This window comes from Pusillimonas caeni, assembly GCF_003545815.1.
GTDB lineage: Bacteria > Pseudomonadota > Gammaproteobacteria > Burkholderiales > Burkholderiaceae_B > Pusillimonas > Pusillimonas caeni.
Window position 1 is genome coordinate 24,921 of record NZ_PDUW01000006.1, and the last position, 25,656, is coordinate 50,576.

Below are 25,656 nucleotides of genomic sequence, written 5' to 3' on the forward strand. Positions count from 1 at the left end.
CATGCCTGCCATCCACGAAGTCGCCACGCTGACCTCTAAAGGCCAGATCACGCTGCCCAAGCCCATCCGGCAGGCGCTCGGCGTCGATGCCGGCGGCAAGCTCGCGTTCGATCTGCGGGGCAGCGAAGTCGTCGTCACCCGTGTTGATGCCGAGCACGAGGACCCCGCCATTGGCGCGTTTCTGAGCCTGCTGGCCCGCGACATCGAAGCTGGCCGGAACGTCCGGGGCCTGCCCGAGGATCTGGCGCGCGCCATGCTGGAGCATGCTGGCCACGGTGTGAACCTGGACGAGGAGATCGACGGGAAAGTGGAACTCTGATGCAACGGCATGGCTGGACGCTGCTCTTCCACGACTGCGTGATCGAGCAGTTGCAGAAACTGCATGCGGCCGCGAGGCGCGCGCAGGAGAATGACCCGGCGGGCTTCGAGTCCAATGCCAACGTCAAGCTCTTCCGGGCCCTGAGCCAGTTGATGTTGGATGTGGTGCCAGGCGATCCGGCACGCGACGAGTACCGCCAGGGCAACACCTTGGGACCTGCCCACCGCCACTGGCGAAGGGCCAAGATCGGACGGCGGTTCCGGCTGTTCTTCCGGTACGACTCGAAGGCGAAGGTCATTGTGTACGCCTGGGTCAACGATGAACAGACCCTGCGGTCTTCGGGTAGCAAATCGGACCCGTATGTCGTGTTCGAGAAGATGCTCGGACGCGGGAACCCACCAGACGACTGGCACGCGCTGATACAGGCAAGCAAGCAGGATTGGAGCAAACTGGAATAGGCATCCCTCAGTAGCAGGAGACGACCATGAACACCACGACACGCATCAGCACCGCAGAACGCCTCGGCCGCACCTTGGGTCGCGGATGGCGTGCCTACGTGCGCGGCGAACGCCGGGCATCGAGTTGGTTGGTGTCCAAGGGGATGCCGGCGGCCGGTGCCACCGCGTTCGTGTGGGTGGTCAAGCTGGTTGCGCTCGGGGTGCTGCTGTACACCACCTTCTGGCTGGCGGTGTTGCTACTGCTGGGCGTTGCGGCGGCATGGTTGGCTGGCAATTCGGCTAGGGATGATGACCGCTGGGCGCAACAGGATGAACTGCGCAATGGCGAGGCGGGCTTTGGCCTGTATTCTTCCAATGGCCAGCGGCTCGACCCTCACGACCCGAACGATCCGTTCGATGACTGAGGTTTGGACTGTCCGTCACAGAACCTTGCCGGCTACCTTGTTTACACCTGACCCGGCGCTATCACGCGCTTCCTTGGAGCCGACAGCAAGGTTCTGAGCAATCACCCCAGCCTTAACTCCGACCCACCCCAAGGCAGCGACCCAAAACGTCGGCAGGACCAGAAACATCGTGCCCGTGACGAACATTAGGAGCATGTCACCGAAGGCGTTGTTCAGTCCTACCAACGGGTCGAAATTGGTGTGCGGCCGGTTCCAGCCGAACCCCCAGCCATAGAGCGCGTCGAGGATGGTGCTGTCAATCCAGCGTGCAAGCTGAAACCAGAAGTCCGTGAAGAACAGCGCGAACTGCACGACGCTGACCGTGACCACCGTCTTCAGGTCATAGGTGCCCACGACCAGCACGAGCGGGATGCAGATAACCAGTGCCATCTTGAGCAATGCAAGCACCATGGGCAGGGCCTGCCTCGCGACGTCCATGGCTGGAAACGCGGCAATCGCGCCGACTGCCATCCCAACATCGCCCGTGGCCCGCGTCACAATGTTCGGCAGGGTCTTGTCGATCTGGCCGCCGTAGTCGGTATAGACGCTGCCCTGGTTCAATTTCTGCTGCCGCGGTGACGCGATCGTGCGGATTACCGAGTCGTCCACCTCGGCTCGGCTCAGGAACCCGGCCCAGCCCGCCAGGCGATTGAGCAGGCTCGGGTCCACCTGTCCCAGCAAGCGTGCCCGCAGGCCATTACCGCCATCGGCCCACCATTGCCTGCAGGTCGGGTAGCCACCGCCACTGGATACCTGAGCCAGCCCGGCGTCGCGGTTGCTGTCATAGGGCCAGTCATCGCGCGGCGTGCTGGAACGGTACGTGTCGTAGTAGCCGTTCGTGTCGGTGAAGAACCGCGATCCGATCCAGGTCACGTCGTGCATCTGCTGCTCATCGAGCTGAGGGCGCTGCATGAACAATTTGGCCCGTGCAGGCCCATAGCAATCCCGCGAGAAATCCGCTACTTCCTGAGCCAGCACCGGGTCATCGATGCGCGTGGCGTCGATCTCCATGCGCATCTGCCGCAGGTCCGTGCCACACGGGATCGCCGCCACCGAGGCGCTCGTGACGGCGCGCGAGAGTGCATGCATGAACGCCCACCAGACGGGCACCTTCGCCGACTGGTTGTTGATGGTGCTGAAGGACTGCGACCAGCCGGTATCCGTGGGCTGCGGCACGCTGACCTGGCACTGGGCCGAGCGCGAGCTGTCGTACTGGATGGTGTTCAGGTCCACGTCGATGAACGGAATGCCGGCGAACATCACCACCACGATGGCGACGAAGACCCGGTTCTCGATGCGGGCGGCGCTCAGCACGCCTTTATTGCCCTCGTCGGCACCTTCCGCACGGGCCTTCAACCACTCCTGCACGATGATGGCGACGAAAGGCAGCGCGAATACCCCGCTGGATACCAGCACCGCCCAGATGCCGTTGTTGACGATCCAGGACACCAGCGTCAGGTAGTACTCCAGGTAGTCGGTCGTGAAAAGCGTCATCGCGCCATCTCCCCTCAACCGGCCTGCATCAGCAGGCTGGCTTCCAGCGCCACGATGGCGACGACGCCCGCGACCTCGGTGCGCACCAGGCGGCGCCGCGCCTGGGCGTCGTCCTCACGTACCAGCAGCCGGCGCCGCATCCAGACCCAGCCATAGGCCGTCGCCCCGTACAGGCACAACCGCCACACGAAGAAGTAGCCCGATGCGGCCGCGAGCCACCGCTCCCAGCCGGCCACGCTCCCGACCAGGTAGATGCCGGCGACGTTGGCCCCCACCGCAGCGGCGACGATCACCACCGCCCACAGCAGTGCTTTCGCCGCGCGCCGGCTGAACAGCCAGCGCAAGGGGCGCCAGGTCATGCGCATTGCGCTCATGGCCGGACTCCCGGATTGCCCTTCTGCAACTGGTCGAGGCGGTCGGGCACCGGATCGCCCTCGTAGATGCCGCGCGAGCCGGCCGCGCGCGTACCATGGCGCTGGATGATCGCCATCGGCGAGTTGTTCGCCAGCTCGCGGCGCAGCTCCAGCTCCGTTTTCAGGTTGCGGATCTCCCGGTCGAGCGTGTCGCTCTCGTGGTTCACAGCCTCGACCGCCAACTCGTTGGCCGCCACGTTGGGCTCCTTCTTTCCCGTGAGCAGCGTGCGCTGGAGCAACAAGGCCTTCTCCAGCACCGACGACAGCGCCACCTCGGACGCAAGGCGCCGCGCCAGCAGGTCCTGGTCCGGCTCGTCGCGCAGCGCCTCGATGACGCCGCGCGTGATCGGCAGCGACGTGCTGCCGGCCTCGCGCAAGTTCTCGAAGGTGGTGTTGCGCACGCCGGAAACCAGTTCCTGCAAGACTTCCAGTTTGGCTTCGTACTCCTCCTGGATCAGCGGCGTCAGCCCCACGCCGGGCACCGTCTCGGTCTTGGTGCAGGAATCGCACGTGCGCTGCACCTGTTCCCCGAGGACCCGGGTGGCCCATTCGGTCGCCTGCTGCGGCGACGTCCAGGTCTGGCAGGACAGGCTCGCGCAACTGGCGGGCGCGATGGAGGATGTGTCCGTCACGCCGCGCCCGTTGACCAGGTTGTAGCCCGCGCGGGTGACGTCGCCGACCACCCGAATGGCGGACTGGCCTGCGCCACCGGCATTGCTGCCGCCCACCCAGGGAACGCCGTCGTTGCCGCGGCGCGTCTCAGCCTGCTCGACGGCCGAAACGGCATCGTTGCTGCCAACCGCGTCACGCAGGGCCATGCCTTCGGCCATCTGGCTCCAGCCAAGCTGGCCGCCCGCCGTCTCGGCCATCTTCTCGGCCATCGCGCGGCACGTCAGCTTGGAGCGGTCGAAGTCCAGCCGCGCCTGCAGCACGCCGTTGGTCAGCAGGTTGTACAGGCCGGGATCGGCGCGCTGAATGATCAGCGCCGGCAGGGACGCCACCGCGCTGGTGGCGCTCTGGATCACGTTGCTCATGATCTGCTGGAAGCCGTTCGTGATGCCGTTGAGCTGGTTGCGCAGCGTGGTCTGGATGCTCATGTCGCCGCAGATCAGGTTGCTGTTCCACCCCAAGCCGACCCCGATGGAGCGCATGCCAGCCGCGCGGCCCATGGACACCGCGCTGCCGCCTCCGATCGAGTACATGACGTCATCGCCAATGACGGGGCCGCTGTTCTGGTATCCGACCTGCGCCCACGCCAGGCCGCAGACCAGAGCGAGCGTGCCGGCCAGCGCCGTCGGGCGCAGCAAGTAGCACGCCTTGGCGGAAAGGTTCATCGGTTCAGGACGCTTCATCGTGGCACCTCAGAGGAAATCGACGCTGCCCAGGAACACCTGCCCGCGGCGTTCGCAGCAGGCATACGGCCGCCACAGCGCCCAGGCGTAGTCGCCTTGCTGGGCCTGGGTCAGCGTGCCGCTGTGGGGGAAGACCACGCAGGTGTTCGACAGACGAGGGGTCAGCTCCTGCCACTTCCCGGTGGAGGTATCGCCTTCGACCAGCGCCCCGGCCGGCCAGTAGCCGTCACGGGCGTTGGCGAGCAGTGGCTGGTACACGTGCAACTGCCCGCGGCGCGTGACGACATCGCCCGCGCGCTGGGCCACCACCGCCCCGGATTTGTGGTCGTCGGTCTGGTGCAGGAAGCCACCGCGTGGATAGACATTGCCCCAGAGGTTCATCGTGGTGCGCGCACCGACCTCACGCATGCCCGGAATCAACGCCTCCGGGTAGGCCATCTCGGGCACGTTGTAGCGCCAGGCCAGCGTGTCCAGGGTGCTGAGCAGATACGGCATGAAGGCCGTGCCCGCGCCTTGGCAGAAGTAGCCGGAGGACGAGGCGAACTGGTTGAACACCTCGCCGCCGGGATGGCCGATAACATCGCTGTTCTTGAATTTGGCGAGGTTGTTTTCGTGGTCTTCGTTCGTGGTCCCATCCCCACCTGCCTGTGCGGATGGGTTGGGCGTGCTCATCGCCTGCACCTCGACCCAGGGGTTCTCTCCGGTGTTGCTGTAGCTGGAGACGACCGCATCGGGCACGTAGTGCCGGACCTTGGTGGATGTGCGCACCGTGCAGCCCGTCCAGGTGCAGTAGAGCCAGTAGCAGATGCCCACCACCCGGTACTCCAGGCAGTCCGGCGACATGACGGAGGACACGATGGTGGCGGTGTTCAAGGCGTAGCTGCCCGTGGCGCTGATCAGCAGCAGCGAGGCCACGGCGACGCGCAGGCGGCGCAGCAGGTCGAATGGGCGATGGGTCACGGCTGCGTCCTCCGGTGTTGCTCGATGCGCGCGACGGCCCGGGCCACGTCCGGCTCGCCATAGACCACAAAGCGTTGATCCACCACGACGGCCGGGATGGTCGTGACACCCAAACTCCATGCGTCGGTGACGCCCTGGTAGGCGGTGCCGATGCGGCGCTGAAGATCGGTGCCGCCTTGCTTCAGGCGTTGCCGGACGATGGCTGCTGCCCGCTCAGGGTCGGCTGGAAGATTCGCGGAAAGCTCGGCCTCGATCCGGGGCGTTTCGCCCAACTCGATCAGTCGCTCGCCGCCCATGGTCTTGACCGGGTGGCGGCTGTCGGTGACGACCACCACGTCGGCGGCGAAGGTGGCCGGGCTGAACACCGCCAGAGACGTCGGCAGCGCCACGGCCAGGCCAAGGGTTCGCCAGCCTGGTGCGAACCGGGTAAAAGCTGCTGGCATGTCATGTGCCCCGGAAGTTGATCAGGGCCATAGTCAAACGCCGAACCCCAGGCGGCCCCAACAAACAATGCGCATCGCGGCCACCCCGCATACCTGCTTGCGTCGCCGCAAAGAAAAAAGCGGAGGCCGAAGCCTCCGCGCTGATCAACGAAGCAGTGCAACCCTTACAGCAGGCCGGACTCCGCAAAGGAGAACGGGGCACCCTGGCCGACGATGATGTGGTCCAGTACCCGCACATCGATGAGCGCCAGCGCGGCCTGCAGTTGCTGGGTCAGCATGCGATCCGCGCTCGACGGCTCGGAAATGCCCGAGGGGTGCTGGTGCGCGAAGACCACCGCGGCGGCCTTCAACTCCAGCACACGCTGCACGACGACACGCGGATAGACCGAAGTCGAGTTGATCGTGCCCCTGAACAACGGCTCGTAGGCCAGCACCTGGTGCATGCTGTCCAGGAACACCGCGGCGAATATCTCATTGGGCTCGGCGACCAGCTTCACGCGCAGGTAGTCGCGCACGGCCGTGGGGTCGAGGAGTTTCGCACCCGCTTTGAAAACCCGCTTCTCCAGCAGTGCAATGGCTTGCTGGATGATCCAGTCCTCGTGTTGGGCAGCGATGGCGGAAAGCGACTCCAGGCAGGAGTCATTGACGACGAAAGACATGGCGAACCTCCAGACGGTGAGATCGGAGGGCGCGCGCCCTGGGAGGGCAAGCCCTCCTGGGGAACGAACAAGGTGCATCCATCACCGCGGCAGCGGTGATCGTTCGCGGCCAGGATGCGAGGCGAACGGGTTTCGGTCAGCGCAGTGGACTGCGCCGTAGCCTTGAAGACCGGGGCTACCTGGGCATGTCGCCGACGACGTCGGCAGGCATTTCCGATGTAGTAGGTGTGGCGGCGGGATCGCCGGCCGCGAGCATGTCCATGGCCGACAGCAAGGCATCGCCCTCGATCGGACCCTGCAGTAGGATCGCCTTGCCGGTTTCGCGATCGTGCAGCCGCAGCGACGGCGTGGCGGTCACGCCGCTGCTCGTGGCTTCCGCCGTCTGGGTGCGGATCGGCGCCTCGGGCCGTTCGCTCGCCAGACACTGCTCGATGGCTGGCGTAAGGTCGGGGTACCGCAGGTCCTCGGGCAAGCCCTGGCCGTCGCTGCGCGTGTGGGCATAGACCCACTCGACAGCCTGCCAGAAGGCGGCATGGCCGCCAGATTCGCCGGCGCACTCCGCCAGGCTCGCTTCGGCAGACGCGGCCGGCTCATGCGCGGCCAACGGGAGGTGGTGCCATTGCAAGGCCACGTCCGCGTTGCCGGCCACCCAACGCTTGAGCACTGGGAAATAGGATCGGCAGAACGGGCATTCGAGGTCCGCGTAGAGCGTCAGCGTGAAACGCCCTTCCGGATTTCCCATCTGCCACGGAGGCCCGGCCACCTGCGTCACGCTGACCGGCGTTGAAGTCTGGGGAGTGGACTTGCCAGAATAGCGGGACACGAGCCAGATCAGCAGCAGCGCTACCAGCACGGCGGCCAACACCCAGGGCCAGCTGAGCCTCCAGCGCCGACGGCGGAACGCCTGTACCTGCATCGGAATGGATGGGCGTTTCTGTTCCATGGCGTTCTCCGGTGTACGGCAGATTCAGGGCAGGTCCAGGGTCGGCGACTCGATGCCACGTGCCCGGTCGATCTTCTCAGCCACCTTGAAGGCGGCATCCAGCTCGCTGACGCCGTGCTGCTGCATGAGCTGGTAGCGTTCTGCCTTCTCCTCGGGCTCGGTTTGCGCGAGCGCGAGGTAGAGACTTGGCGGCACGGCGCGGAACAGCACTTCCATGCTCTTGGAGAGGATGACGCCCTCGGTGAACTTGCCCGCTTCCTTGCGTGCGGAGAGCATCAGCGCCTTCTGCGCCGGCGAGAGTTCGCGGAACCTGGCGATCTTCTCCACTTCGTCCGGCGGCATCGACAGGCACACCCACCACTCGATCATGTTGAGCATGGGCTCTGCGGCGCGCGGCAGATCGTCGATGTTTTGCGTCGCCAGCCAGAACCAGGCGCCCAACTTGCGCCACATTTTTGTAATTTTCACGACATAGGGCGCGAGCAGCGGGTTCTTGGTGATGATGTGACCTTCGTCGGTCACGTTGACGATCGGCCGGCCCAGGTACTGGTCGCGCTCGGCGATGTTGTTCACCGTGCTGATCAGGCTGATGTAGGCGATGGAGAGCTGCGCGTTGTAGCCCTCGCGGGCATAGGTCGCCAGATCGACCAGCGTGATGTCGGCCTCGGGCCACGGCGTGCCGTCACGGTCGAACATCTCGCCGTCCGTGCCTTGGCAGAACATGTCCATCGCGTCCGCCATCTCCAGCAGCCGCACGCGCCGCATCTCGGGCAGCGTCGGGTCCTGGCCACGGGCGCGCAGCGCGTTGCGCACGTCGCGCGTGAGCACGGTGCGCTTTTCGGCCACGCAATGTTCGGCGGCGTCGAGGATGCACTGGCGGATCAGCGAGCGGTCGGCCCGCGTCATCCGCGCTTCTTCCTTGTCTTCGCCGCCCGTGATCATCAGCCGCGCTGTGATCTCCAGTTCGCCCAGCACGTCGCGCTGCTCGTCCGCTTCCATGGCCGAGGCATCGGGGGGCAGGTCTTCGTCCAGCGCGTCGGCATCGAGCGTCTGTACGTCGCTGGGCGTTTCGATCAGCCGGCGTGCGTCGGCGAACGGCGCCAGGCTGATGCCCGATCCGGGGGCCAGCTTGACCCGGTTCACGGTCAGGCCCAGGCGCCTGGCGAAGTCGCTGAACAGGCCGAAGCTGTTGCCGGCTTCCACGATGAAAAGCCGCGGCCGGTAGATGGCCGTCACCTGGTTCAGCAGGTTGTTGAGCGTGGCGGACTTCCCCGAGCCGGTGGGGCCAAATAGAAACAGATGGGCATTCATCTGCCGATCCAACCTGTTCAAGGGGTCGAACGTAATCGGGCCGCCGCCGCGATTGAACATCGTGATGCCGGGATGCCCCGTGCCCTGGGCGCGGCCCCATACTGGCGACAGGTTCGCCGCGTGCTGGGCGAACATCAGTTGCGTGTACCACCGGCGCCGGTCCTTGCCGGGGTTGTAGCAGCACGGCAGCCAGCGCAGGTAGCTGTTGAGCGGCGCCACCTCGTCGTCCTCGCGCACCGGCTGCAGGCCGGCGTTGAGCATCACGTTCGCGAGGTCCAGGCCGCGCCGATCCAGTTCCGCCTCGTCGCGCCCGCGTAGGTAGAACGCCAGAGTGCCCCGGTAGAGCTTGTGCGCGCTGCCGATCAGGGAGCGGGCTTCATGCACGTCCTTGAGCGTCTGCTCCGACGCCAGCGTCTAGCCCACAGCTTTCTTCGCCAGATGGTTGAGGTCCGATTCGAGGACGTCCTGCGGCGTGGCCACCATGGTGAGACACATCAAGGTGTCCTCGGGCATCTGGTCGAACAGCGTGTTGATCGCGTCCCCCTTGCGGGTCTCGCCGGTCAGGTGCCCGGTGCCGGGCGGCATGCGCAGCCGGTCGGTGATCAGCACGCGGTGCGGCATGCCGTCGAAGTACCAGGCCCCTTGCGCCACGTCCGAGCGCGGCTGCCCAAAGAACAGCCGCTGGCTGAAATCCCGCCCGCTCGCCAGCTCGATCTCGCCGGCCTCGCTTTCCTCGGTACTGTCCGGATAGCGCGCCAACGCGTAGAAGCGCTCCCGGTCCTCCACCCCAGGCCCGAGCAGCGTGGGGCGCGGGTTGAACCACCGCAGCAGCCAGTCGTGGACGTCGGCCGCGACCATGCGCCGGGCCTGGATGCCGGCGTTCGCCAGGCCGCCGCACAGGCGGTCGCAGACGATGCCCAGCATCTGCTCGGGTGTCTGGCCGCGGCGGTTTGCCTGTCCCTGTCCGCTCGCGCGGCGGTACACCACCATGCGCACGCGCCGCGTCTGGCCGCGCCAGCGCAGCCGCGTGACCACCGTGTCCTCGAACAGGCCGCCGGGCTTGGCCACAGCGCGCAGGTGGTGGCCGAAGAAGCGCAGGTAGAACTCGGTGAACGCCGAGCCGCGCGCACGTGGCTGCACGTAATCGCGCAAGGTCTGCATGTACTGGTCGAAGCTCGGTTCGTCCTGGGCATAGAGCTGGAGCACCCACGGGTTCTCGTCCAGTTCATCGAAGCTGTCCTGAAGCGCGTTTTCCAGGGCGTCGCGGGCATGCGCGAGCCAGCCGGGTTCCCGGCCTTCGGTGCCCAGCGGCACCAGCTCGTAGAAGGCGGCCACCGATTGGCCGTCCTCCAGGAGCATCGATTTCGACTCGGGCAAGAACTCCACCCAGGGCAGCAGTTCCACGAAGGACGGTGCGACGTCGTACAGCGCCTGCTCGTCGGCCACGGTCGCCGGCTTGCGGCCCTGGACCGCGGCGCCGGGTTCGGGGATGCCGGCTTGCTGCAAGGCCTCGACGTGGCGCTGCCAGCCGTCCGGCTGCTCGTCGGCGGCGGTGTCTTCGGCGCTGACGGCAGCCAGCTTCGGCCATGGAAGTTTCCACCGCATCAGTAGTCCTCCGTCCTCTCGCCAGGCATCGCGTACTGCACGCGCTGGTACAAGGGGAAAACCGTCGTGTAGCCCGGCACGGGAACGGGGTCGGTGCCGGCCAGGTGCGGGTACACGTACATCACGAGATCGGGATTGGGCAGACGCTGGAACTGGCGGTGAACCTCATTGCGCGCGGTGCGCGTGTAGCGCATCTGCTCGACAGGTGCGGCCTGCACGTCGGCGTCGGTCAGGGGCCGACGCAGGCTCTGGCGCGCATCGAGCAACTGGCGGCCGGCGTTCCGTCCGGCTGCGCCACCGCCGTCGCCGGCCTCCTGCTGCCAGATGTCCATCATCGTGCGGTCACCGTGGGTCAACAGCTTTTCCTTGCTGGTGGCGCAGCCGGCGAGCACCGCGACGGCGAGGGCCAGTGCTAGGCCACGGGCCAGGTTAGTCAAGTTCAAGGGCATGGCTTTCTCCTGCGCGGTGATCGACCTTGCGGCCTTCGGGATCGAAGTCGATGGCGAGCGGCTTTTCGAGGTGGACGGCAACCTTGGCGCCGGGTTGGACATAGACGGCGGCGAAGGCTTGGCCGTAGAGCTTGTTGACCCAGGCCGACATGTCCCGGACACCGCCCGCGAGAATCTGGCCGACCGCTTCTTGGCCGGTGATGCCCACGGTGCCGATGGAGCCGTCCGAGCCGACATAGGACATGCGGCCGCTGCCACTCTCGATGAGCGAGGCCACACCGGCACCGGCCGCGGTGATCAGGGCCTGCGAGCCGAGGTATTGCTGGGCGTTGCTGCGCCGCTCGCCGCTGACGCAAGGAATGCCGTGGGGATCGCTGATCCAGCCCAAGCCGTCGCGCTGTTGGTTGTTCTGCTGGTTGCCCTCGCGGTCTTCGGGGATCGTGCGAATCGTGCCGTCGTTGAAGACGAACGTGATGCTGCGCACCTGACCTCGCACGCACGAGAGCGTCCAGTCGCCCGAGGCGGTGCCGCTGAACACGGCGCCGGCCACGTCGGGAATGTCGATGCCATTGGCGGTCAGGTTGTCCGGCCCGACCAGAACTTTGAACGGATAGGGATCGTTGACCGTGCCGTCGATCGGCACGCGGCCGATCAGGGCCGTCATCGCCACCGATCCCATTAGCGTCGAGTTGGTCGGCACGGTATAGACCGGCTTGGCATTCTTGACCCCGGCGGCGCGGGCGCCCGCGTTGGCCACGGTTTCAGCGGTGGTTTCGAGCGTGCTCTGCGCCGGGCCGAAGCTCGTGGGGAAGCTCATGCCGCCGCTCGCGCCACGCCCCCCGTTGCGCCCCTCGGCGGGCTTTGCGTCGTCCGGCTCGACCCACCGCACGCCGCCCTCCATGCCGGCCTCGTCGCCGCCCTGCAGCCCCAGGCCCACGGGCAGGTCCGCATGGCCGCCGCCGCGCCCGCCGATGCTGTCCAGGCGCCGCTGCAGGTCGGCGAGCAGCCCTTCGGTCTGCTGGCGCGCGCTGGCCGCCTGCTCTTGGTCGCGGCGCAGGTTGGACCGCTCGGATTCGAGCGCCGAGTTGATGCGCTGGTCGATGGAGTTCTCGCGCTGGCGCAGCCGCTGGTTCTCTTCACGCTGCGACTTGTTGTCCGAGAGCGCGGTCTGAAGCTCGGTGCGCAACTGCTTCACTTGGGCAACGAGCGTCGCCACGGTGTCGCGCGGGGTGTCGCCTTCGATGCCCAGCGCCTTCATTTCCTCGGGCGTGAGCTGGGCGCCGTTGTCCGCCGCGGGTGGCGCCGTGCCGCCTCCACCCGAGAACAGCCGGATACCGGCGAACAGCACCAGGATGGCGACAGGGATCATCAGCCACTTGAGCAGGCCGTTACTGCGCATGGCGGGCCTCCTTGGCGTTCTCGTCGCCGTCCGGCTGCGGCAGATGCACGGCAGGGTCGAAGCGGTGAATCGCCGGCAGCAGCGACTGCGCGAGGCCGCGGCCGCGCGTGACCAGGTACAGCACGGTCGTGTCCTCGGTCGTGCCGCGCGGGCCCAGCGCCTCGTGCTGGAAGGTGGCGGTGAGGAAATCGCCTTGCAGCACGCGCGGGTCGAGCGCGACCCAGTCGGCGCCGGTGTTGGTGAGGCGCACGGCAGTCACCCATTGGTCTTCCAGGCGCCACGACGCGAGCACGGCCGCGCGCACCGGCAGCGTTGGCATCAGTGTGTCCAGGTCGAGGTCGCGGGGAAGGTTGACCCGCATGACGCCCGGAAGCGGCTCGACGGTGCGCAGCGGTGCGTAGAGGTTCTGCGCGGCGAAGCGCGTCAGCACGACAGGGACCGGAGTTTCGCGCCGCGCGGTCCGCGCACCTGCCTGGCCCTGGGCGCGTGCCGGGGCCTCGGCACTGTCGGCCTGCTCGCCATAGCGTCCCGGTGCGCTGTCACCCTCGACGATGCGCACCGGCTCCAGCTCGGCTTCCCCGTCCTTGGGCGGTTCGGCTGCGATGTCCAGCAGGATCAGCGCGCCCGTGTCGGCGTCCTGCAGTTGCAACCGCGTGGGCTCGATCGGCTCGCTGGCACGCAGGTACACCGCGCCGCCCGCACTCTGCACGCGCAGGCGTTTGCCCACGCCTGCGGGCACGCCCACGCGCACGTTCCGGTCGATGAATACGATGCGTTCCTGACCGACCTTCAGCGGCACTGCCAGTGGCATGCGTTCCCAACGCAGGATCTCCACCGCCTGGGCGACGGGTGCCGCGGCCACGGCCAGTAGCCCCAGCAGCGCGAGTACAGGATGCTTCATGGGGTGTTTCCTCCTTGAGGCGCTTGCGGATTCAGGTCACTCGGCGCCGGGCGCGCCGGCTCCGGTGCACTGATGCGCTGGGGCGCGCCTTCGTAGCAGTCCAGCGCCAGGCCGAACGGGTTGCGGGCGGGATCGACGTCCACCCGCGTGACCTTGATCGGATAGCGCACCAGGGCGCGTTTGACCTGCTCGGCGCCGTAGTACTCGTCCGCCGTGATGTCCAGCGTCACCACCCAGTCGCGATCGGATACGGTGCGCACGCGCGCCGTGGGGTCGTCGCCATAGCCGCGGCCGGGAATCTCGTAGATGCCGCGCACGCGCTGACGCAGCTCGCCCGTGGAGCGGCGGTAGTCATAGTCCGCCCGCAGGAAGGCCTGGCAGGACGGGGTGAGGTACGGCGAGAGCGTATGGAGGTTGCGCGAGTAGTCTTCTTCGCCATTGGTCGGCCAGCGGTTCAGCGTCTGGAACACGTAGAACGTGAACGCATAGACCGATTCGGGCGGCACTTCCCACCACTTGCGGGTACTGCCAGAGCGCAGGTCGGGCGGGACGTGGATGGTCAGGTCGCGCGGCGCGCTCCACCAGCCGCCGCCCATGACCAGGGCGACAATGACCAGCGCGCCCGCGCCCAGGCGCAAGGTCTTGATGTGCGCCTGCAGGTGGGCGATCTCGTTCTTGAAGCGGCTCATCGCATGCTCCTGCGGGTGGACCAGAAGCCCGAGCGCGAGATCAGCACGTGGCCGCCCACCCAGCCGGCCATCAGCGGATGGCGCGTTGCGATGCGCCACTGCAACTGTCGATACAGCCAGGTGTCGGGGCGCCCACGCTTGAGGCGGCGCAGGATGCCGCCGCCGATGAACACGCCCAAGGCCACGCCCAGGACAACGAACGTCGGTGCGATGGCGATCGTGCGGAACACCCACGAAAGCGGCGCGCCGACCAGCAGGCCGGCCGCGCCGGACAGGCCGCAGCAGATCCACAGCTCGTCGGCGGTGAGGCCGCGCACGACCACGGGATGGCGGTTGAGCCGGTGCGGAAGGAACGTGACCGTCCCGTCCGCACGGACGTGCTGCTGCTCGGACATACCGGCCTCGCTTACAGGATGCCGGTGGCTTCGGTGAGCAGCCAGATGCCGATCACGAGCAGCACGGCGCCGATGGCGACCGTGAGGCCGAATTGGCCCCACGTCTTGCGGCCGGTGTGGATCTCCGCGTAGGTGCCGTAGGCGTGGTAGCAGACGCCGATGAACATCGACGCCACCACCAGCAGGGCCACGAGCATGATGATGTCGTAGCCGTAGTTGCGGATGGTCTCCATGATGCCGTTGCCGGTGCCGCGCGTCGGGTTCTCCAACTGCGGCAGACCTTGCGCGAACGACAGTGCGGGCAGCGCGGCGGCGCCCAGGGCCACGGCGGCGCGCTGGGCAAAACGGGAAGTGAGGTTGCGGTTGTGCATGGTCGGGCCTTTCATGTCAGGACAGGAGGAAGAAACTCAGGACGAGGTACATCGCGACGAAGCGGATGCAGACGCCGAGGAACTGGCGCTGGTTGAGGCGGCTCTCGGACCACCCCACATAGGCCGTTCGGATGGCCCAGACGCCCCACACGAGCAGGACCGCGAACACGACGCCGACCAGGACGGTCGCCATCGCGGAAGGCGCGATACCGCTGTTGGCTTGAAATGCCGAGACCTGGGCGCCGTTCATTGCTCGCCCTCCGCAGTCGTCTTCGGCGATGGCGAAGCGGCCCGCTCGGTGCGGTAGTCGCCGGCCAGTTCGGAGGGGTCGCGCGGCTGAGCGCGTGATGGCGTCAGGTGGAACTGGATGCCGGCGCGCACGCGCGCCAGGTCAGCCAGCAGCCGTGGGTAATCGAAGTGGTAGCGCTCGCCCGGCTGGATGGGGGCATGCGCGGCGCTGTCCGCGACGGTGCGTTCCAGCGCGTCGAGCTGGCGCAGCGCGGCGACCAACTCCTGGCGCTGCGCCGGGGACTCGGCCAATGCCATCGGGGACTGGCCCAGCACGAGGGCCGTCACGAAAAAAGTGGGCACGCCGCGATGCGCGGCGCGCAGCCAGATCGAAGCCACCATCGCGCCATTCCTGTGTGATCAGCAATGGGTTGATCGTGGAGATCAGGGCTGTTTCAGGCCGCAAACAATAGGAACTGGCGGACGACCGGATTGGGCATGCTGCGAGCGAACCTACAAAAGCACGGGTCGCGCTTCGATTATTGCGTTTTCCGAGTATTTCGAATATGATCGGCTCTGCAACCGTTTTCGCTTAGGAGCTACCCATGACCACCGCCACTGCCCAATCCAAGATGACCCTTCCCGCCGCGGGAGAGGTGAAGGCAGCCGTCCAGGGTCAACGTGCCTTGGCGGCTTACCTCGCAACCCAGTTCGAGACGCAGCACATCCAGATCTTTGATGACCACAAACAGGCTCATCAGGTGGAACTGCCTACCTCGGCTTTACGCCTGCTGGTCGACATCCTGGCCGAGTTGGCCGATGGCAATGCAGTAAAGGTGGTGCCCGTCCATGCAGAGCTGACGACCCAAGAGGCGGCGGACTTGCTCAACGTGTCCCGTCCCCATTTCGTCAAGCTGCTCGAAGATGGGGTGTTGGCATTTCATCGCACCGGCAAGCACCGCAGGGTGAGGTTCGCCGATCTGATGCAGTACAAGGAAGCGCGCGAGCGCGCCAGTGAGCAGGCGATGGCCGAACTCGCTCAGCAGTCGCAAGAGTTGGGAATGGGATACGAATGAGGCATTCCCCATTCACCGCCGTCTACGACGCGTGCGTTCTATATCCCGCGCCACTGCGGGATTTCCTGATGTGGCTCGGCCTGTCTGGCCGCTTCCGGGCGCGGTGGAGCCAAGCCATTCATGAGGAGTGGAAACGCAACCTGTTGATCAACCGCCCCGATCTCACCCGGGTTCAGGTCGACAGGACGTCGGATCTCATGGACCGGGCAATTCCGGACGGCTTGGTGGAGGGCTACGAAGCGCTCGTGGCAGGCCTGACATTGCCCGATCCGGACGACCGGCACGTCCTGGCTGCGGCGATTCGCTGCGGTGCGAGCGTGATTGTGACGTTCAACGAACGGGATTTCCCGAACGATCTGCTGGCTCCGTACGGCATCGAATCGCAGCACCCCGATGAGTTTGTGGACAACCTACTGGATCTGGACGCGGCCGCCGTGGTGTCGGCTGCGCAGCGCCAGCGTGCCCAACTCAAGCATCCGCCGATCGAGGTGGACCGCTATCTCGAAATCCTGCTGCGCCAGGGCCTTGTGCAAACGACCAAGGTGCTGGCGACCTATCGCACCATTCTCTGACCCGCCGAGAGCCACGGATGACCAAGAATCCTTCATCAGACGCCACTTTGCCGAAAGGCATCCATCGAAGCTGGAAGCTGCCGGACACGTCGCTGGGCGCCCTGTGGGATTCCATCGTCATGGACGAAGCTCTCAAGAAGCAGTTGCTGTCACAGGCGATCGTCAACTTCACGGTGCGCCCCAAGGTGGAGCGCACGGTACTCCCCCTGCACGGCGTGATCTTGTTGGTCGGCCCGCCGGGGACTGGGAAGACCTCCTTGGCACGGGGCTTGGCGCATCGTGTGGCCGAATCTTTTTCTTCTGCGAAGTTTCGATTGCTGGAAGTAGAGCCTCACACGCTGACGAGCTCTGCAATGGGAAAGACTCAACGCGCCGTGGCAGACCTGTTCTCGCAATCGATCGCAGAATCCGCAGCGGCGGGCCCGACGATCGTCCTTCTGGACGAGGTCGAAACGCTTGCGGCTGATCGAGCCAAGCTCAGCCTGGAAGCCAACCCGGTTGATGTGCACCGGGCCACCGACGCGGTGTTGGTGCAGTTGGACATGTTGGCCGAACGCAACCCGCATCTGCTGTTCGTGGCCACCAGCAACTTCCCACAGGCCGTCGACAGTGCCTTCCTATCTCGTTGCGACATGGTGATGGAGGTGCCACTGCCCGGCAAGGATGCCTGCAAGCAGATCCTGGTGGACTGCCTGAATGGCCTGGCAAAGACATTTCCGGGGATTGGCAAGCTTTCCTCGGCTCACCAGTTCGACGCGTGCGCTGGCGAGTGCGTCGGATTGGATGGTCGGGCCATTCGCAAGGTCGTAGCCAACGCCCTCGCGGCCGACCCGCAAGTGGCTATCGATCCGAACAAGCTTTCCGTAGAGCACCTGCGCAGTGCGATACGACAGGCAACGCAAATGCGCCTTCAAGGAGGGAAGCAAAAATGACCACCGTTGTCAGCCGGACGTTTCGCAGCTCGCCGCACCGCGATGCGTTGCAGACGTGGGATGCCATTGTCGAACTGCTCACTCAGGGCAAGGACGGCACGGCTCGCTCTGAACTCAGGGCCGTGGCGGGCGTGGCCGCCAGCTTGATCGCCGACCAGGCACCCAAGAGCGCGCCCATCGTTGCGACATGCGATGGACCACGGACCAGGATCTACTGCCTCTTCGACGAAGACGCGATCGATGGTGATGATGCCAACGAAGAAGTCTTGGGGTTCGAGCCGTTGAAGGGAGACTGGGGAGTCTCGCTGCCGTGTCCGAAGGAGCAGCTCGGCTGGGTGCAAACCGCGCTCAAAAAGCACAGTTCTCGCATCATTGCACGGGACTTGAGCCAAGGAATTGCCACGCAGGCGCAGGCCGATGCTGGACAAGCGCTGTCGCTCGACCTCGGAGGTTTCCTCAAGTCATGAGCACCGTCGCCACCTACTCGTACACGCACTCGGTTACCTATGTGACCGACAACATCCTCAAGAGCTTGAAAGACATCATCCTGCTCAGTGGGCTGGACCCCGAGCACTTCGCGGATCGCTGGGAGAGCAATACCCGAGCCATCAAGACGTGGCTCGGGACCGGTGATCTGCGCAAGGTGATTCTGGAGATCTACAACCCGGCAACCGACAAACTCGTGACCCGATGGGATATCGACATCGTGTATGGGTGGTCCGATGGCGACGGCAGCTTCTGGACAGATACCGAGCAGTTGAAGTACGCGATCAAGAAAGCTGGGCTGCTGCCATCGCAGGCCAAGTACAAGTTAATGCTCGATACAAAGCCAGGGCGGCCTGATGTGGAGGGGTGGAGCAAAGGAAGTTATCGCTCGACGGATGGAATGGTCAGGCAGAGCCTAGGCTCGACTGTCGAACACAGCGGCCTGGCGGGTCAGGCCGGATATTGGAGGCAACGCTGATGCTGTCGATCGATGAAGCTTTTCGCAAGTTCAAGTCGCGTCTGGAACTCAACGAACGCGAACAGAAGAATGCCTCGCAACGCCAGAACGAAGTGCGGGACTACCTGCAGACCAAGTTCGGCATTGCGCGCAGCTTCCTGACCGGGTCCTATGCTCGATACACGAAGACGAAGCCGCTCAAGGATATCGACATCTTCTTCGTGCTGAAGGACTCGGAGAAGCATTACCACGGCAAGGCCGCATCGGTAGTGCTGGATGATTTCCACTCTGCATTGGTGGAGAAATACGGTTCGGCGGCCGTGCGCAAACAGGCGCGCTCGATCAACGTGGATTTCGGTGTTCACATCGACGCGGAGGACAACACGGACTACCGGGTGGTCAGCGTGGATGCGGTGCCCGCATTCGACACCGGCGACCAGTATGAGATCCCCGATACGGCGTCCGGAAAGTGGATCAAGACGGACCCGGAGATCCATAAGGACAAGGCGACCGCAGCGCACCAAGCCTATGGCAATGAGTGGAAAGGTCTCGTGCGCATGGTGAAGTACTGGAACAACAATCCCAAGCACGGCGATCAGAAGCCGGTGAAGCCCTCGTTCCTGATCGAGGTAATGGCCCTTGAGTGTCTTTACGGCGGCTGGGGAGGATCGTTCGATCGCGAGATCCAGTCGTTCTTTGCCACGCTTGCCGATCGTGTTCATGACGAGTGGCCGGATCCCGCCGGACTTGGCCCGGCGATCAGCAACGATATGGATGCCGCGCGCAAGCAGCGCGCGCAGCAGCTGCTGTTCCAGGCGAGCCAGGACGCAAGCATCGCCATCGACCACGCGCGTCGTGGTCGCAATATCGAAGCGCTTCGCGCCTGGCGCGCACTGTTTGGCCCCAAGTTCCCACTGTCCTGATTCCATCGGCTTCCATACACGTCCCATCGAGGTACAGCATGTCCCAGTGGTCGCTTTCCCAGCTCCTGTCGTCCCTGCATGAAGACATCCAGCAGCGCTTGTCCGTAGTACGCAAGACCTTCGGTCACCCGGGTACGAAGGGGGATGCGAGCGAGAACGTCTGGATCGACATGCTGGATACCTATCTGCCCAAACGGTACCAGGCGGCGAAGGCGCATGTGGTGGACAGCCTGGGGAACTTCAGCCAGCAGATCGATGTGGTGGTGTTTGATCGGCAATATTCGCCTTTTATCTTCACCTACGAGAACGAGACGATCATTCCAGCCGAAAGCGTGTACGCCGTGTTCGAGGCCAAGCAGACGGCTGACGCGGGGCTTGTGGCCTATGCCCAGGAGAAGGTCGCCAGTGTGCGCAGGCTGCACCGCACGAGCCTGCCGATCCCGCACGCTGGCGGGACCTACCCAGCGAAGCCGTTGATTCCGATTCTGGGTGGCTTGCTCACCTTCGAGAGCGAATGGAGTCCTGCATTGGGCCCATCCATGGACAAGGCGCTGAACGCAAACCTCACCGAGGGGCGTCTGGACATCGGATGCGTTGCCGCCCACGGGCACTTTTTCTATGACCAAGCCAGCGGCGCGTACAGCTACACCAACGAAAACAAGCCGGCGACCGCGTTTCTTTTCAAGCTGATCGCGCAGCTTCAGTTCAGTGGAACGGTCCCCATGATCGATGTGGAGGCTTACGGTCAGTGGTTGACCAAGTGAGGGGTCGCTGTGGCAAGCATACGTTCGGAGTACCACCGGTTCCTGGCGCACTTGACGCAGCGGCACGTGCACGACGACGTGCGCCGGCTGGCGCACCTGGTGCTCGATCACCTGCAGCCACTGGCCGAGGTCGGTGCTGCACGCCGGGGGCGCTCCACGCGCTTGGCGCCGCTGGCCATCGCGCATCTGGCGCAGATGCCTGTCGCCTACGACGGGGACGCGCGCGGCCCCGAAAACGGGCCGGCGCTCGGGCGACTGCACCAGCTCGAAGTCGGGCCGTTTCGAGGATTCATGCGGCAGGAGACGTTCGACCTCAGCCATGACATCACCTTGGTCTACGGTGCCAACGGCACCGGCAAGAGCAGCTTCTGCGAAGCCTTGGAAGTGGCGATGCTCGGTTCGATCAGCGAAGCGCAGGCCAAGCGGGTCGACCAGCGGACGTACTGCAACAACGCTCGCCTGCGCCGCCACATCGCGCCAGTCCTGTCGTCTACGGCGGCGGGCGAGGCGCAGGCCGTCCAGCCCGACGAAGCTGAGTATCGCTTCTGCTTCATCGAGAAGAACCGCCTCGACGATTTCGCCCGAATCGCCGCGCGGACCCCGAGCGATCAGCGCCAGCTCATCGCCACCCTGTTCGGCGTGGACCAGTTCAGCGAGTTCGTGCGCGGCTTCAACCCCTCGCTCGATCAGGACCTGATGCTTGCCGGCGTGCAGGCGGCGCAGCTGGCGCAGCGTCGCCTGCAGTTGGCGAACTCCGAACAGACCATCGCCGCCTACCCGCAGAAGATCGCAGCGGTCGAGGGCCTGGAACAAGCTTTGGCGCAGCGCATGTCACCTGGCGCGACCTATCAAACCTGCGTGGACTGGCTGCTGGGTACGCCGCAGCAGCAAGGACGGCTACCGTATGTCCAGGCTCAGCTGGACGCCAACCCGCCTGCCATTCACGAGGTGACCCAGGCCCGCCTGCAAGCGTTGCTGGCAGAGGCCTACCGCGTCCAGGGACTGTGGCAAGCGTCTTCCGCGCAACTCGCGGCCCGCGCCGGCGAGGTGTCGTACGCGAAGCTCTACGAGGCCGTGCAAGCGTTGGCGGACGGGGCGACCGCGTGTCCGGCATGTGGAACCGAACTGGCCGCCGTGGCGCAGGACCCGTTCGCCAGGGCGCGAATGGGCCTGGAGCAGCTCGCGCAACTGGCCGTCCTGCAGCAGCAGGAGGCCGGGCATCGGACGCAGTTGAGCGAGGCGGTCCGAGCGCTGTGTGACGAAATGCGCCGCGTGGTGGCGGCGGCTGGGGTCGCTTGTCCTGCCGAATCGCAGGCCGCGGGCCTGCCACTGCTGCCTCCCACGTCGGCGGGCAATTGGCTCGGCGGCGGGGTGAATGGGGACCAGCGCGCCTGGCAAGCCCTCTTACGGATCGCACAGATCATCGAAGGCTTCGACGCGCAGGCGCGCGACGTGAATGCCCAGCGCGGCGCGATGGCCCAGGAGCGGGACCGCCTGCAACAGCATCAGCTGGAGATCGAACGGCTGCGGACCATGCGCACGACTGCGGATCAGGAGCTGGCGGCCGCCCGCCAAACCGTGGCCCAATTCGACGACGCGAACCGCGGCCTGATCCAGGCGGCCACGGACGAAATGCCGGTGGTGGTGCACCATCAGCGGGTCAAGGCCGCCTACGACGGCTTCCTGCCCGAGATTCAGGCATACCTGACCGCTCTGCCGGGGGTTCTGCTACAGGGGCTGGGAGACCAAGCCCGCCATCTCTACAACGCATTCAACCGGGCCGATCCGCCCGGCGATCTGCTGCACGCGCTGTGGTTGCCCGTGGCCGAGAACGGCAAGATCGAGGTGGAGTTCGCCGGCGAGCCGGGCGCGCGCTACGACGCGTTGATCGTCTTCAGCGAAGGGCACATCAAATGCCTGGGCCTGGCGATTCTGCTTGCCAAGAACCTCGCGCAGGGCTGCCCCGTGGTCATATTCGATGACGTCGTCAACGCGATCGACGACGACCATCGCGATGGCATCTGGCGTACCTTCTTCGAGGACGGTTTGCTCCACGGCAAGCAGGTTATCCTCACCTCGCACGCAGAGGAGTTCCTGCACCGCATCCAGCAGGAGTTGGGCGTGCGCCGCGCCGCGGCCATTAAGCGCTACAAGTTTCTCCCGCATCAGGGAGAGCACGAACTGCGGGTCGACAGCGACCCGCCAGCGAAGAACTATGTTCTTCTGGCCCAGCAGGCGTTGGCGGCTGACGAGAAACGCGAGGCACTGCGTCAGGCCCGGCCGGCGCTGGAGAGTCTGACGGACCGCCTGTGGACGTGGCTGGGTCGGCGGGCGGACGGCCGGATCGACATCAAGCTGAGCGGGCCCCGCGCGCCTTGGGAGCTGAACAATAAATGCACCAAGTTGCGGTCGGCCGTCGAGCGTATCGCGGCGCAACATGCGGGTGCGCCGGATGCCGTAGGGGCGTTGGTCCGGCTGCTCAATGTCAGCGGTACGAGTATTGAATGGGGTTACCTCAATAGCGGTGTGCACGACGCTCAGCGCGATCATGAGTTTGATCGGGCGACGGTAAGAACGGTCGTCGAGGCGGTTACGGCGTTGGATGCTGCTCTTGATACCCTGCAGAACCGATGAACGGCACACGGCTTTGCAGAGCCGTGCCGCCCGTGTCACCTCATAAGTACTTCTTGAAGCTGCCTGCGGTCAGGCTGACTGCCATCCCCAGCAACGCCGCGCTGGGCAGCAGGATGACCAGAGGATGCACCGATATGGGCAGAGCGAGATAGGTGACCCAAGGCAGCACGGCCAACGGCATCAGGCTGGCCTTCGCGCGGTGGTAGATGAAGCCGGATTCGCGGCCCGCGCCGAACCGGCGCACATCCCGTCGCACCAGGCCGTCAATCAGGCCGACGAATGCCGCCGTGAGGATCAGCGGCAGCGTGAGCACCAGGACCAGCAGGCGCACCAGGAAGGTGAGCGTCGTGAAGGCCGCAGCGATCAGGTAGCTTTCGGCCCAGACATAGACTTGGCTGATGTAGTAGCGGAAGTTGCGGCTCTGCCCGTGGCTGGGCGCGCGGACGCGCTCGGCGGTCTGGCTCATGCGCTCCAGCAACCCCGAGCGCACGAACACCCACTCGTACCCGGTATCCACCAACTCGTGCGCCGTGCGCCCGGGCTCCTGTACCACCACGCTGCGCGTGAAGTGGTTGGACAGGTGCCCGAGTTCGTACCGCAGCATCTGCTGGGAGTGGCGCCAGCCCTGGTCCTTCCAGAACAGGTGCATGCCGGCGCACTCCACCACGATCGAGAACAGCAGCGAGCCAATGAGCACCCCGAGCAGCCGGAACGGTAAGGTGATGGTGCCGACGATCAAGCCTTGGCGATGGTTCTGCTCCCGCTGCGCGGTCGAGGCGGCATCCTTCATGGCACGGCCTCGTTGCCCGCGCCATCGTCGGCGCCGGTGGCCACCGCGCCGGGCTCGGCCGCAGCGGCATCGTCCAGCAGGTCGTCGGGCAAGGCCGCATCCTGCAAGGCCGACGAGCTGGTGAACTCCCACCACTGCGTGGCCTCGCTGTAGCTCTGGCGCATGTACCCGGCCAGTTGCTGCAGGTCCGCCGGCATCACTTCATCCGGGTCCGGCGCCGGCAGCGGCATACGCACCTTCCAGAGCTGGCCGCCCTGCAGCAGCGCGAAGCACTGGCCCTTGGGCAGGCCGACGACGTGTGACGGCTCGATCATCGGCACGCTGGCCATGCTGATGCGGTCCTGGGTGTTCGACGTGAAATCCGTCGCGCCGCGGATGTCTGAGCTGTCCGTCGCGCCCGAGACGATGGTGGTTGTATAGACCTCGACCTTCGGCAACTGCCTCGTCAGCAGTTCCGCGGTGGCCGTCTCGCGCACGCGCAACATGAATAAATTGTTGAAATTCCCGATCACTTGGCCGGCCTTCGCGCGATTTCCGATGCGGGCCTCGATGTCCGAGAGCGTCTGCGTGTACGCCGTGACTTGCAGGCCGGCACCGCCGCCCTTGTTGATGAGCGGGATGAATTCATCGCCCATCAGTTCATTGAATTCGTCCGCGTGCACGTTGATCGGCACGCGAGCGCCAGCCACTGCGCCGGGCAGGCCATCGTCGATTCCGTGCTTGTAGATGTGTCCGGCCACCGAAACCAGGTCAGAGAACATCGAATTGCCGACCGCTGCGGCGACCTCGGCGTCAGACAACGCATCCAGACCCACATAGACGATGGCCCGCTTTCGGATGACCTGCATCCAGTCGAAGATCGGGCGCGGGTCGGCCAGGTCGGAGTAGTTCGGCGCCAGGAGCTGGGCGATCTTGCCGCTCGTGAGCTTTTCCAGCAGCGGCAGCAGCGATGCAACGATCTTGTCGAAGTAGGTCTTGTCGTAGCGCACCGCCGAGCGCAGGCCATCGAGCACAGGGTCGTAGTTGCGCGCCTGGGAGAGGTATTGCTCCAGCGCCACCACACGCTTCTCGCGCCCGATCATGTTCCTTGGGATGTTCTTCTCGTTGAGCTTGGCCTCGATCTGGACGATCACCTCCCAGGCCTTGGGCTCCGTCTTGGCAAAGTAGTGCTGGGCGTACTCAATGAACAGCGCGTCGATGTTGATGACGTGGCGCTGGATCAGCATGTAGTCCGGGCGCTGCCCCAGTTCCACCAGGGCGCGGGCGATGATGTTCACGAAGCGCCATGCGAACTCGCGGAACGCCGCGCTGTTGCCTTCGCCGGAGAGCTGCCCCGCGATGCGTGTCGCCACTTCCGAGATCCGACCGAAGCGGCCCACGGCGTTGTAGCGGGCGCTGATTTCCGGCCAGCCCAAGTGGAAGATGTAGAACTCGCCTTCGCGGCCAGCGCGCTGGGCTTCGACGTACATCCGTTTCAAGAGATCGGCATCCCCCTTGGGGTCGATGACGATGACGACCTCATGCTCGCCGGCAGCATTCCTGCGGCGGATGTCCTGCGTGACGAACAACTCGGCCAGGCGCGTCTTGCCCACCCGCGTGGTGCCCAGCACCAGCGAGTGCCCGACGCGCTCGCCCAGCGGCAGGCTGACGTCCACTTCGTCGGGCTCGATGCCGTGCAGCCTTGGCAGGCCGCCGACAGGCGGCAACGGGCGCACGGGGTTGAAAGGCGCGTCCCAGCCGGTGAGCTTCGGCAGGCGCGAGAGCGGCAATGGCGCGAACTCCAGCCGTTCCTCCAGGCGCCTGGTCAGCCGGTAGGCCGGCGTCGGCTCGACGTAGCGGCGGAACTCGGGCCGGTACGTCTGCATCAGCCGATGCGTGTGCTTCTGCTCCCAGAGAAAGCCGCGCCCCACGAATAGGCGCTGCTGGCTGACCGGCACGTCCTTGCTGGTCATCACGTAACGCGGCAGACGGCGGATGTTGCGCCGGTAGCGCAGGATGATGCGGGCATCGCGGTAGCGGATCGCGCCGTAGGCGCCGAACGCCAAGGCGCTGCCGATGCCCATGGCCGGGCTCAGCGCGAGCGACCATGGGGCCACCAGGCACAGAAACGCGGCGCCTGCACACGCCGCGACGGTGTATAGCTCCACCGCTGGGCGTAGCAGAACCTCGACCGGCTGTTTGCCCGACATG

Annotated in this window: 28 protein-coding genes and 1 pseudogene; 11 read left to right on the forward strand and 18 right to left on the reverse strand. The window is 65.5% G+C overall.

Annotation, left to right across the window (positions count from 1 at the left end; all coding sequences use genetic code 11):
* Position 1 precedes the first annotated feature (1 nt).
* Genes CSC67_RS13735 through CSC67_RS13745 form a run of 3 tightly spaced genes read left to right on the forward strand, consistent with a single transcriptional unit; the run spans position 2 to position 1,181 of the window.
* On the forward strand, positions 2-319 hold the full coding sequence (locus CSC67_RS13735; RefSeq protein WP_023098543.1) for a type II toxin-antitoxin system PrlF family antitoxin: 318 nt from the start codon (positions 2-4) through the stop codon (positions 317-319).
* The gene (locus CSC67_RS13740) at positions 319-777 is read left to right on the forward strand and encodes a type II toxin-antitoxin system YhaV family toxin (RefSeq protein ID WP_009518525.1); all 459 of its coding nucleotides are present in this window, start codon (positions 319-321) and stop codon (positions 775-777) included. Before CSC67_RS13735 ends, CSC67_RS13740 begins: the two co-directional genes overlap by 1 nt.
* 26 nt (positions 778-803) lie before the next feature.
* Positions 804-1,181 (forward strand): DUF3742 family protein, encoded by a 378-nt coding sequence (locus CSC67_RS13745; protein ID WP_009518524.1) that lies wholly within the window; start codon positions 804-806, stop codon positions 1,179-1,181.
* 15 nt (positions 1,182-1,196) lie between these two features.
* Here CSC67_RS13745 and CSC67_RS13750 read toward each other — a convergent pair whose 3' ends face one another.
* The 16 genes and pseudogenes from CSC67_RS13750 to CSC67_RS13825 all read right to left on the reverse strand — a co-directional run bounded on the left by CSC67_RS13750 (position 1,197) and on the right by CSC67_RS13825 (position 15,234).
* Positions 1,197-2,714 (reverse strand): conjugal transfer protein TraG N-terminal domain-containing protein, encoded by a 1,518-nt coding sequence (locus tag CSC67_RS13750; protein ID WP_009518523.1) that lies wholly within the window; start codon positions 2,712-2,714, stop codon positions 1,197-1,199.
* Positions 2,715-2,728: 14 nt separating this feature from the next.
* Positions 2,729-3,088 (reverse strand): hypothetical protein, encoded by a 360-nt coding sequence (locus tag CSC67_RS13755; protein WP_009518522.1) that lies wholly within the window; start codon positions 3,086-3,088, stop codon positions 2,729-2,731.
* Positions 3,085-4,479, reverse strand: coding sequence for an integrating conjugative element protein (locus CSC67_RS13760; protein WP_009518521.1), 1,395 nt, complete (start codon positions 4,477-4,479; stop codon positions 3,085-3,087). The genes CSC67_RS13755 and CSC67_RS13760 overlap by 4 nt, the downstream gene beginning before the upstream one ends.
* 9 nt (positions 4,480-4,488) lie before the next feature.
* Positions 4,489-5,352 (reverse strand): TIGR03756 family integrating conjugative element protein, encoded by an 864-nt coding sequence (locus tag CSC67_RS13765; RefSeq protein WP_425337662.1) that lies wholly within the window; start codon positions 5,350-5,352, stop codon positions 4,489-4,491.
* 83 nt (positions 5,353-5,435) lie between these two features.
* Complete coding sequence (locus CSC67_RS13770) at positions 5,436-5,882, reverse strand: TIGR03757 family integrating conjugative element protein (RefSeq protein ID WP_003109772.1); 447 nt, start codon at positions 5,880-5,882, stop codon at positions 5,436-5,438.
* A 164-nt stretch (positions 5,883-6,046) separates the two neighbouring features.
* A complete protein-coding gene (locus CSC67_RS13775; protein WP_003090203.1) occupies positions 6,047-6,541 on the reverse strand; it encodes a JAB domain-containing protein in 495 nt (164 codons plus the stop codon).
* A gap of 175 nt (positions 6,542-6,716) precedes the next feature.
* A complete protein-coding gene (locus CSC67_RS13780; RefSeq protein ID WP_003090202.1) occupies positions 6,717-7,484 on the reverse strand; it encodes a DsbA family protein in 768 nt (255 codons plus the stop codon).
* 24 nt (positions 7,485-7,508) lie between these two features.
* Positions 7,509-10,400: pseudogene (locus tag CSC67_RS13785) on the reverse strand (conjugative transfer ATPase).
* Positions 10,400-10,849, reverse strand: coding sequence for a TIGR03751 family conjugal transfer lipoprotein (locus CSC67_RS13790; RefSeq protein WP_003109775.1), 450 nt, complete (start codon positions 10,847-10,849; stop codon positions 10,400-10,402). The pseudogene CSC67_RS13785 and the gene CSC67_RS13790 overlap by 1 nt, the downstream one beginning before the upstream one ends.
* A complete protein-coding gene (locus CSC67_RS13795; RefSeq protein ID WP_003109776.1) occupies positions 10,830-12,248 on the reverse strand; it encodes a TIGR03752 family integrating conjugative element protein in 1,419 nt (472 codons plus the stop codon). Before CSC67_RS13795 ends, CSC67_RS13790 begins: the two co-directional genes overlap by 20 nt.
* Positions 12,238-13,149 (reverse strand): TIGR03749 family integrating conjugative element protein, encoded by a 912-nt coding sequence (locus CSC67_RS13800; RefSeq protein ID WP_003105643.1) that lies wholly within the window; start codon positions 13,147-13,149, stop codon positions 12,238-12,240. The genes CSC67_RS13795 and CSC67_RS13800 overlap by 11 nt, the downstream gene beginning before the upstream one ends.
* A complete protein-coding gene (locus tag CSC67_RS13805; RefSeq protein ID WP_003105641.1) occupies positions 13,146-13,838 on the reverse strand; it encodes a PFL_4703 family integrating conjugative element protein in 693 nt (230 codons plus the stop codon). The genes CSC67_RS13800 and CSC67_RS13805 overlap by 4 nt, the downstream gene beginning before the upstream one ends.
* Positions 13,835-14,233: a TIGR03750 family conjugal transfer protein gene (locus tag CSC67_RS13810; RefSeq protein ID WP_003105639.1), complete on the reverse strand. Its 399-nt coding sequence runs from the start codon at positions 14,231-14,233 to the stop codon at positions 13,835-13,837. The genes CSC67_RS13805 and CSC67_RS13810 overlap by 4 nt, the downstream gene beginning before the upstream one ends.
* A gap of 11 nt (positions 14,234-14,244) precedes the next feature.
* Entirely contained in the window at positions 14,245-14,604 is a 360-nt protein-coding gene (locus CSC67_RS13815; RefSeq protein WP_003090173.1) for a TIGR03745 family integrating conjugative element membrane protein, read from the reverse strand.
* A gap of 16 nt (positions 14,605-14,620) precedes the next feature.
* A complete protein-coding gene (locus tag CSC67_RS13820) occupies positions 14,621-14,854 on the reverse strand; it encodes a TIGR03758 family integrating conjugative element protein (protein WP_003050225.1) in 234 nt (77 codons plus the stop codon).
* Complete coding sequence (locus CSC67_RS13825; protein ID WP_003120001.1) at positions 14,851-15,234, reverse strand: integrative conjugative element protein, RAQPRD family; 384 nt, start codon at positions 15,232-15,234, stop codon at positions 14,851-14,853. The genes CSC67_RS13820 and CSC67_RS13825 overlap by 4 nt, the downstream gene beginning before the upstream one ends.
* A 203-nt stretch (positions 15,235-15,437) precedes the next feature.
* On the opposite strand from CSC67_RS13825, the gene CSC67_RS13830 reads away from it, so the two are divergent.
* Genes CSC67_RS13830 through CSC67_RS13865 form a run of 8 tightly spaced genes read left to right on the forward strand, consistent with a single transcriptional unit; the run spans position 15,438 to position 22,676 of the window.
* Positions 15,438-15,908 (forward strand): helix-turn-helix domain-containing protein, encoded by a 471-nt coding sequence (locus tag CSC67_RS13830; protein ID WP_003050245.1) that lies wholly within the window; start codon positions 15,438-15,440, stop codon positions 15,906-15,908.
* The gene (locus CSC67_RS13835; protein ID WP_003109777.1) at positions 15,905-16,480 is read left to right on the forward strand and encodes a PIN domain-containing protein; all 576 of its coding nucleotides are present in this window, start codon (positions 15,905-15,907) and stop codon (positions 16,478-16,480) included. Before CSC67_RS13830 ends, CSC67_RS13835 begins: the two co-directional genes overlap by 4 nt.
* A gap of 17 nt (positions 16,481-16,497) precedes the next feature.
* Complete coding sequence (gene cap6, locus CSC67_RS13840; protein ID WP_003105629.1) at positions 16,498-17,412, forward strand: CBASS system CD-NTase-associated protein Cap6; 915 nt, start codon at positions 16,498-16,500, stop codon at positions 17,410-17,412.
* Positions 17,409-17,879 (forward strand): type III CBASS phage resistance system CD-NTase-associated protein Cap8, encoded by a 471-nt coding sequence (gene cap8, locus CSC67_RS13845; protein WP_003105626.1) that lies wholly within the window; start codon positions 17,409-17,411, stop codon positions 17,877-17,879. Before cap6 ends, cap8 begins: the two co-directional genes overlap by 4 nt.
* Entirely contained in the window at positions 17,876-18,376 is a 501-nt protein-coding gene (gene cap7 / locus CSC67_RS13850; RefSeq protein WP_118995078.1) for a type III CBASS phage resistance system CD-NTase-associated protein Cap7, read from the forward strand. Before cap8 ends, cap7 begins: the two co-directional genes overlap by 4 nt.
* Positions 18,376-19,278, forward strand: a complete 903-nt coding sequence (locus CSC67_RS13855) for a CBASS oligonucleotide cyclase (protein WP_003105624.1) — start codon at positions 18,376-18,378, stop codon at positions 19,276-19,278. Before cap7 ends, CSC67_RS13855 begins: the two co-directional genes overlap by 1 nt.
* Before the next feature lie 38 nt (positions 19,279-19,316).
* Positions 19,317-20,042: a CBASS effector endonuclease NucC gene (gene nucC / locus CSC67_RS13860; protein WP_003050273.1), complete on the forward strand. Its 726-nt coding sequence runs from the start codon at positions 19,317-19,319 to the stop codon at positions 20,040-20,042.
* A gap of 9 nt (positions 20,043-20,051) precedes the next feature.
* Positions 20,052-22,676 (forward strand): AAA family ATPase, encoded by a 2,625-nt coding sequence (locus CSC67_RS13865; RefSeq protein ID WP_003116812.1) that lies wholly within the window; start codon positions 20,052-20,054, stop codon positions 22,674-22,676.
* A 40-nt stretch (positions 22,677-22,716) separates the two neighbouring features.
* Here CSC67_RS13865 and CSC67_RS13870 read toward each other — a convergent pair whose 3' ends face one another.
* Both CSC67_RS13870 and traD read right to left on the reverse strand, forming a co-directional pair.
* On the reverse strand, positions 22,717-23,466 hold the full coding sequence (locus tag CSC67_RS13870; protein WP_003109778.1) for a TIGR03747 family integrating conjugative element membrane protein: 750 nt from the start codon (positions 23,464-23,466) through the stop codon (positions 22,717-22,719).
* Positions 23,463-25,655, reverse strand: a complete 2,193-nt coding sequence (gene traD / locus CSC67_RS13875; protein WP_003116813.1) for a type IV conjugative transfer system coupling protein TraD — start codon at positions 25,653-25,655, stop codon at positions 23,463-23,465. Before traD ends, CSC67_RS13870 begins: the two co-directional genes overlap by 4 nt.
* Position 25,656 lies beyond the last annotated feature (1 nt).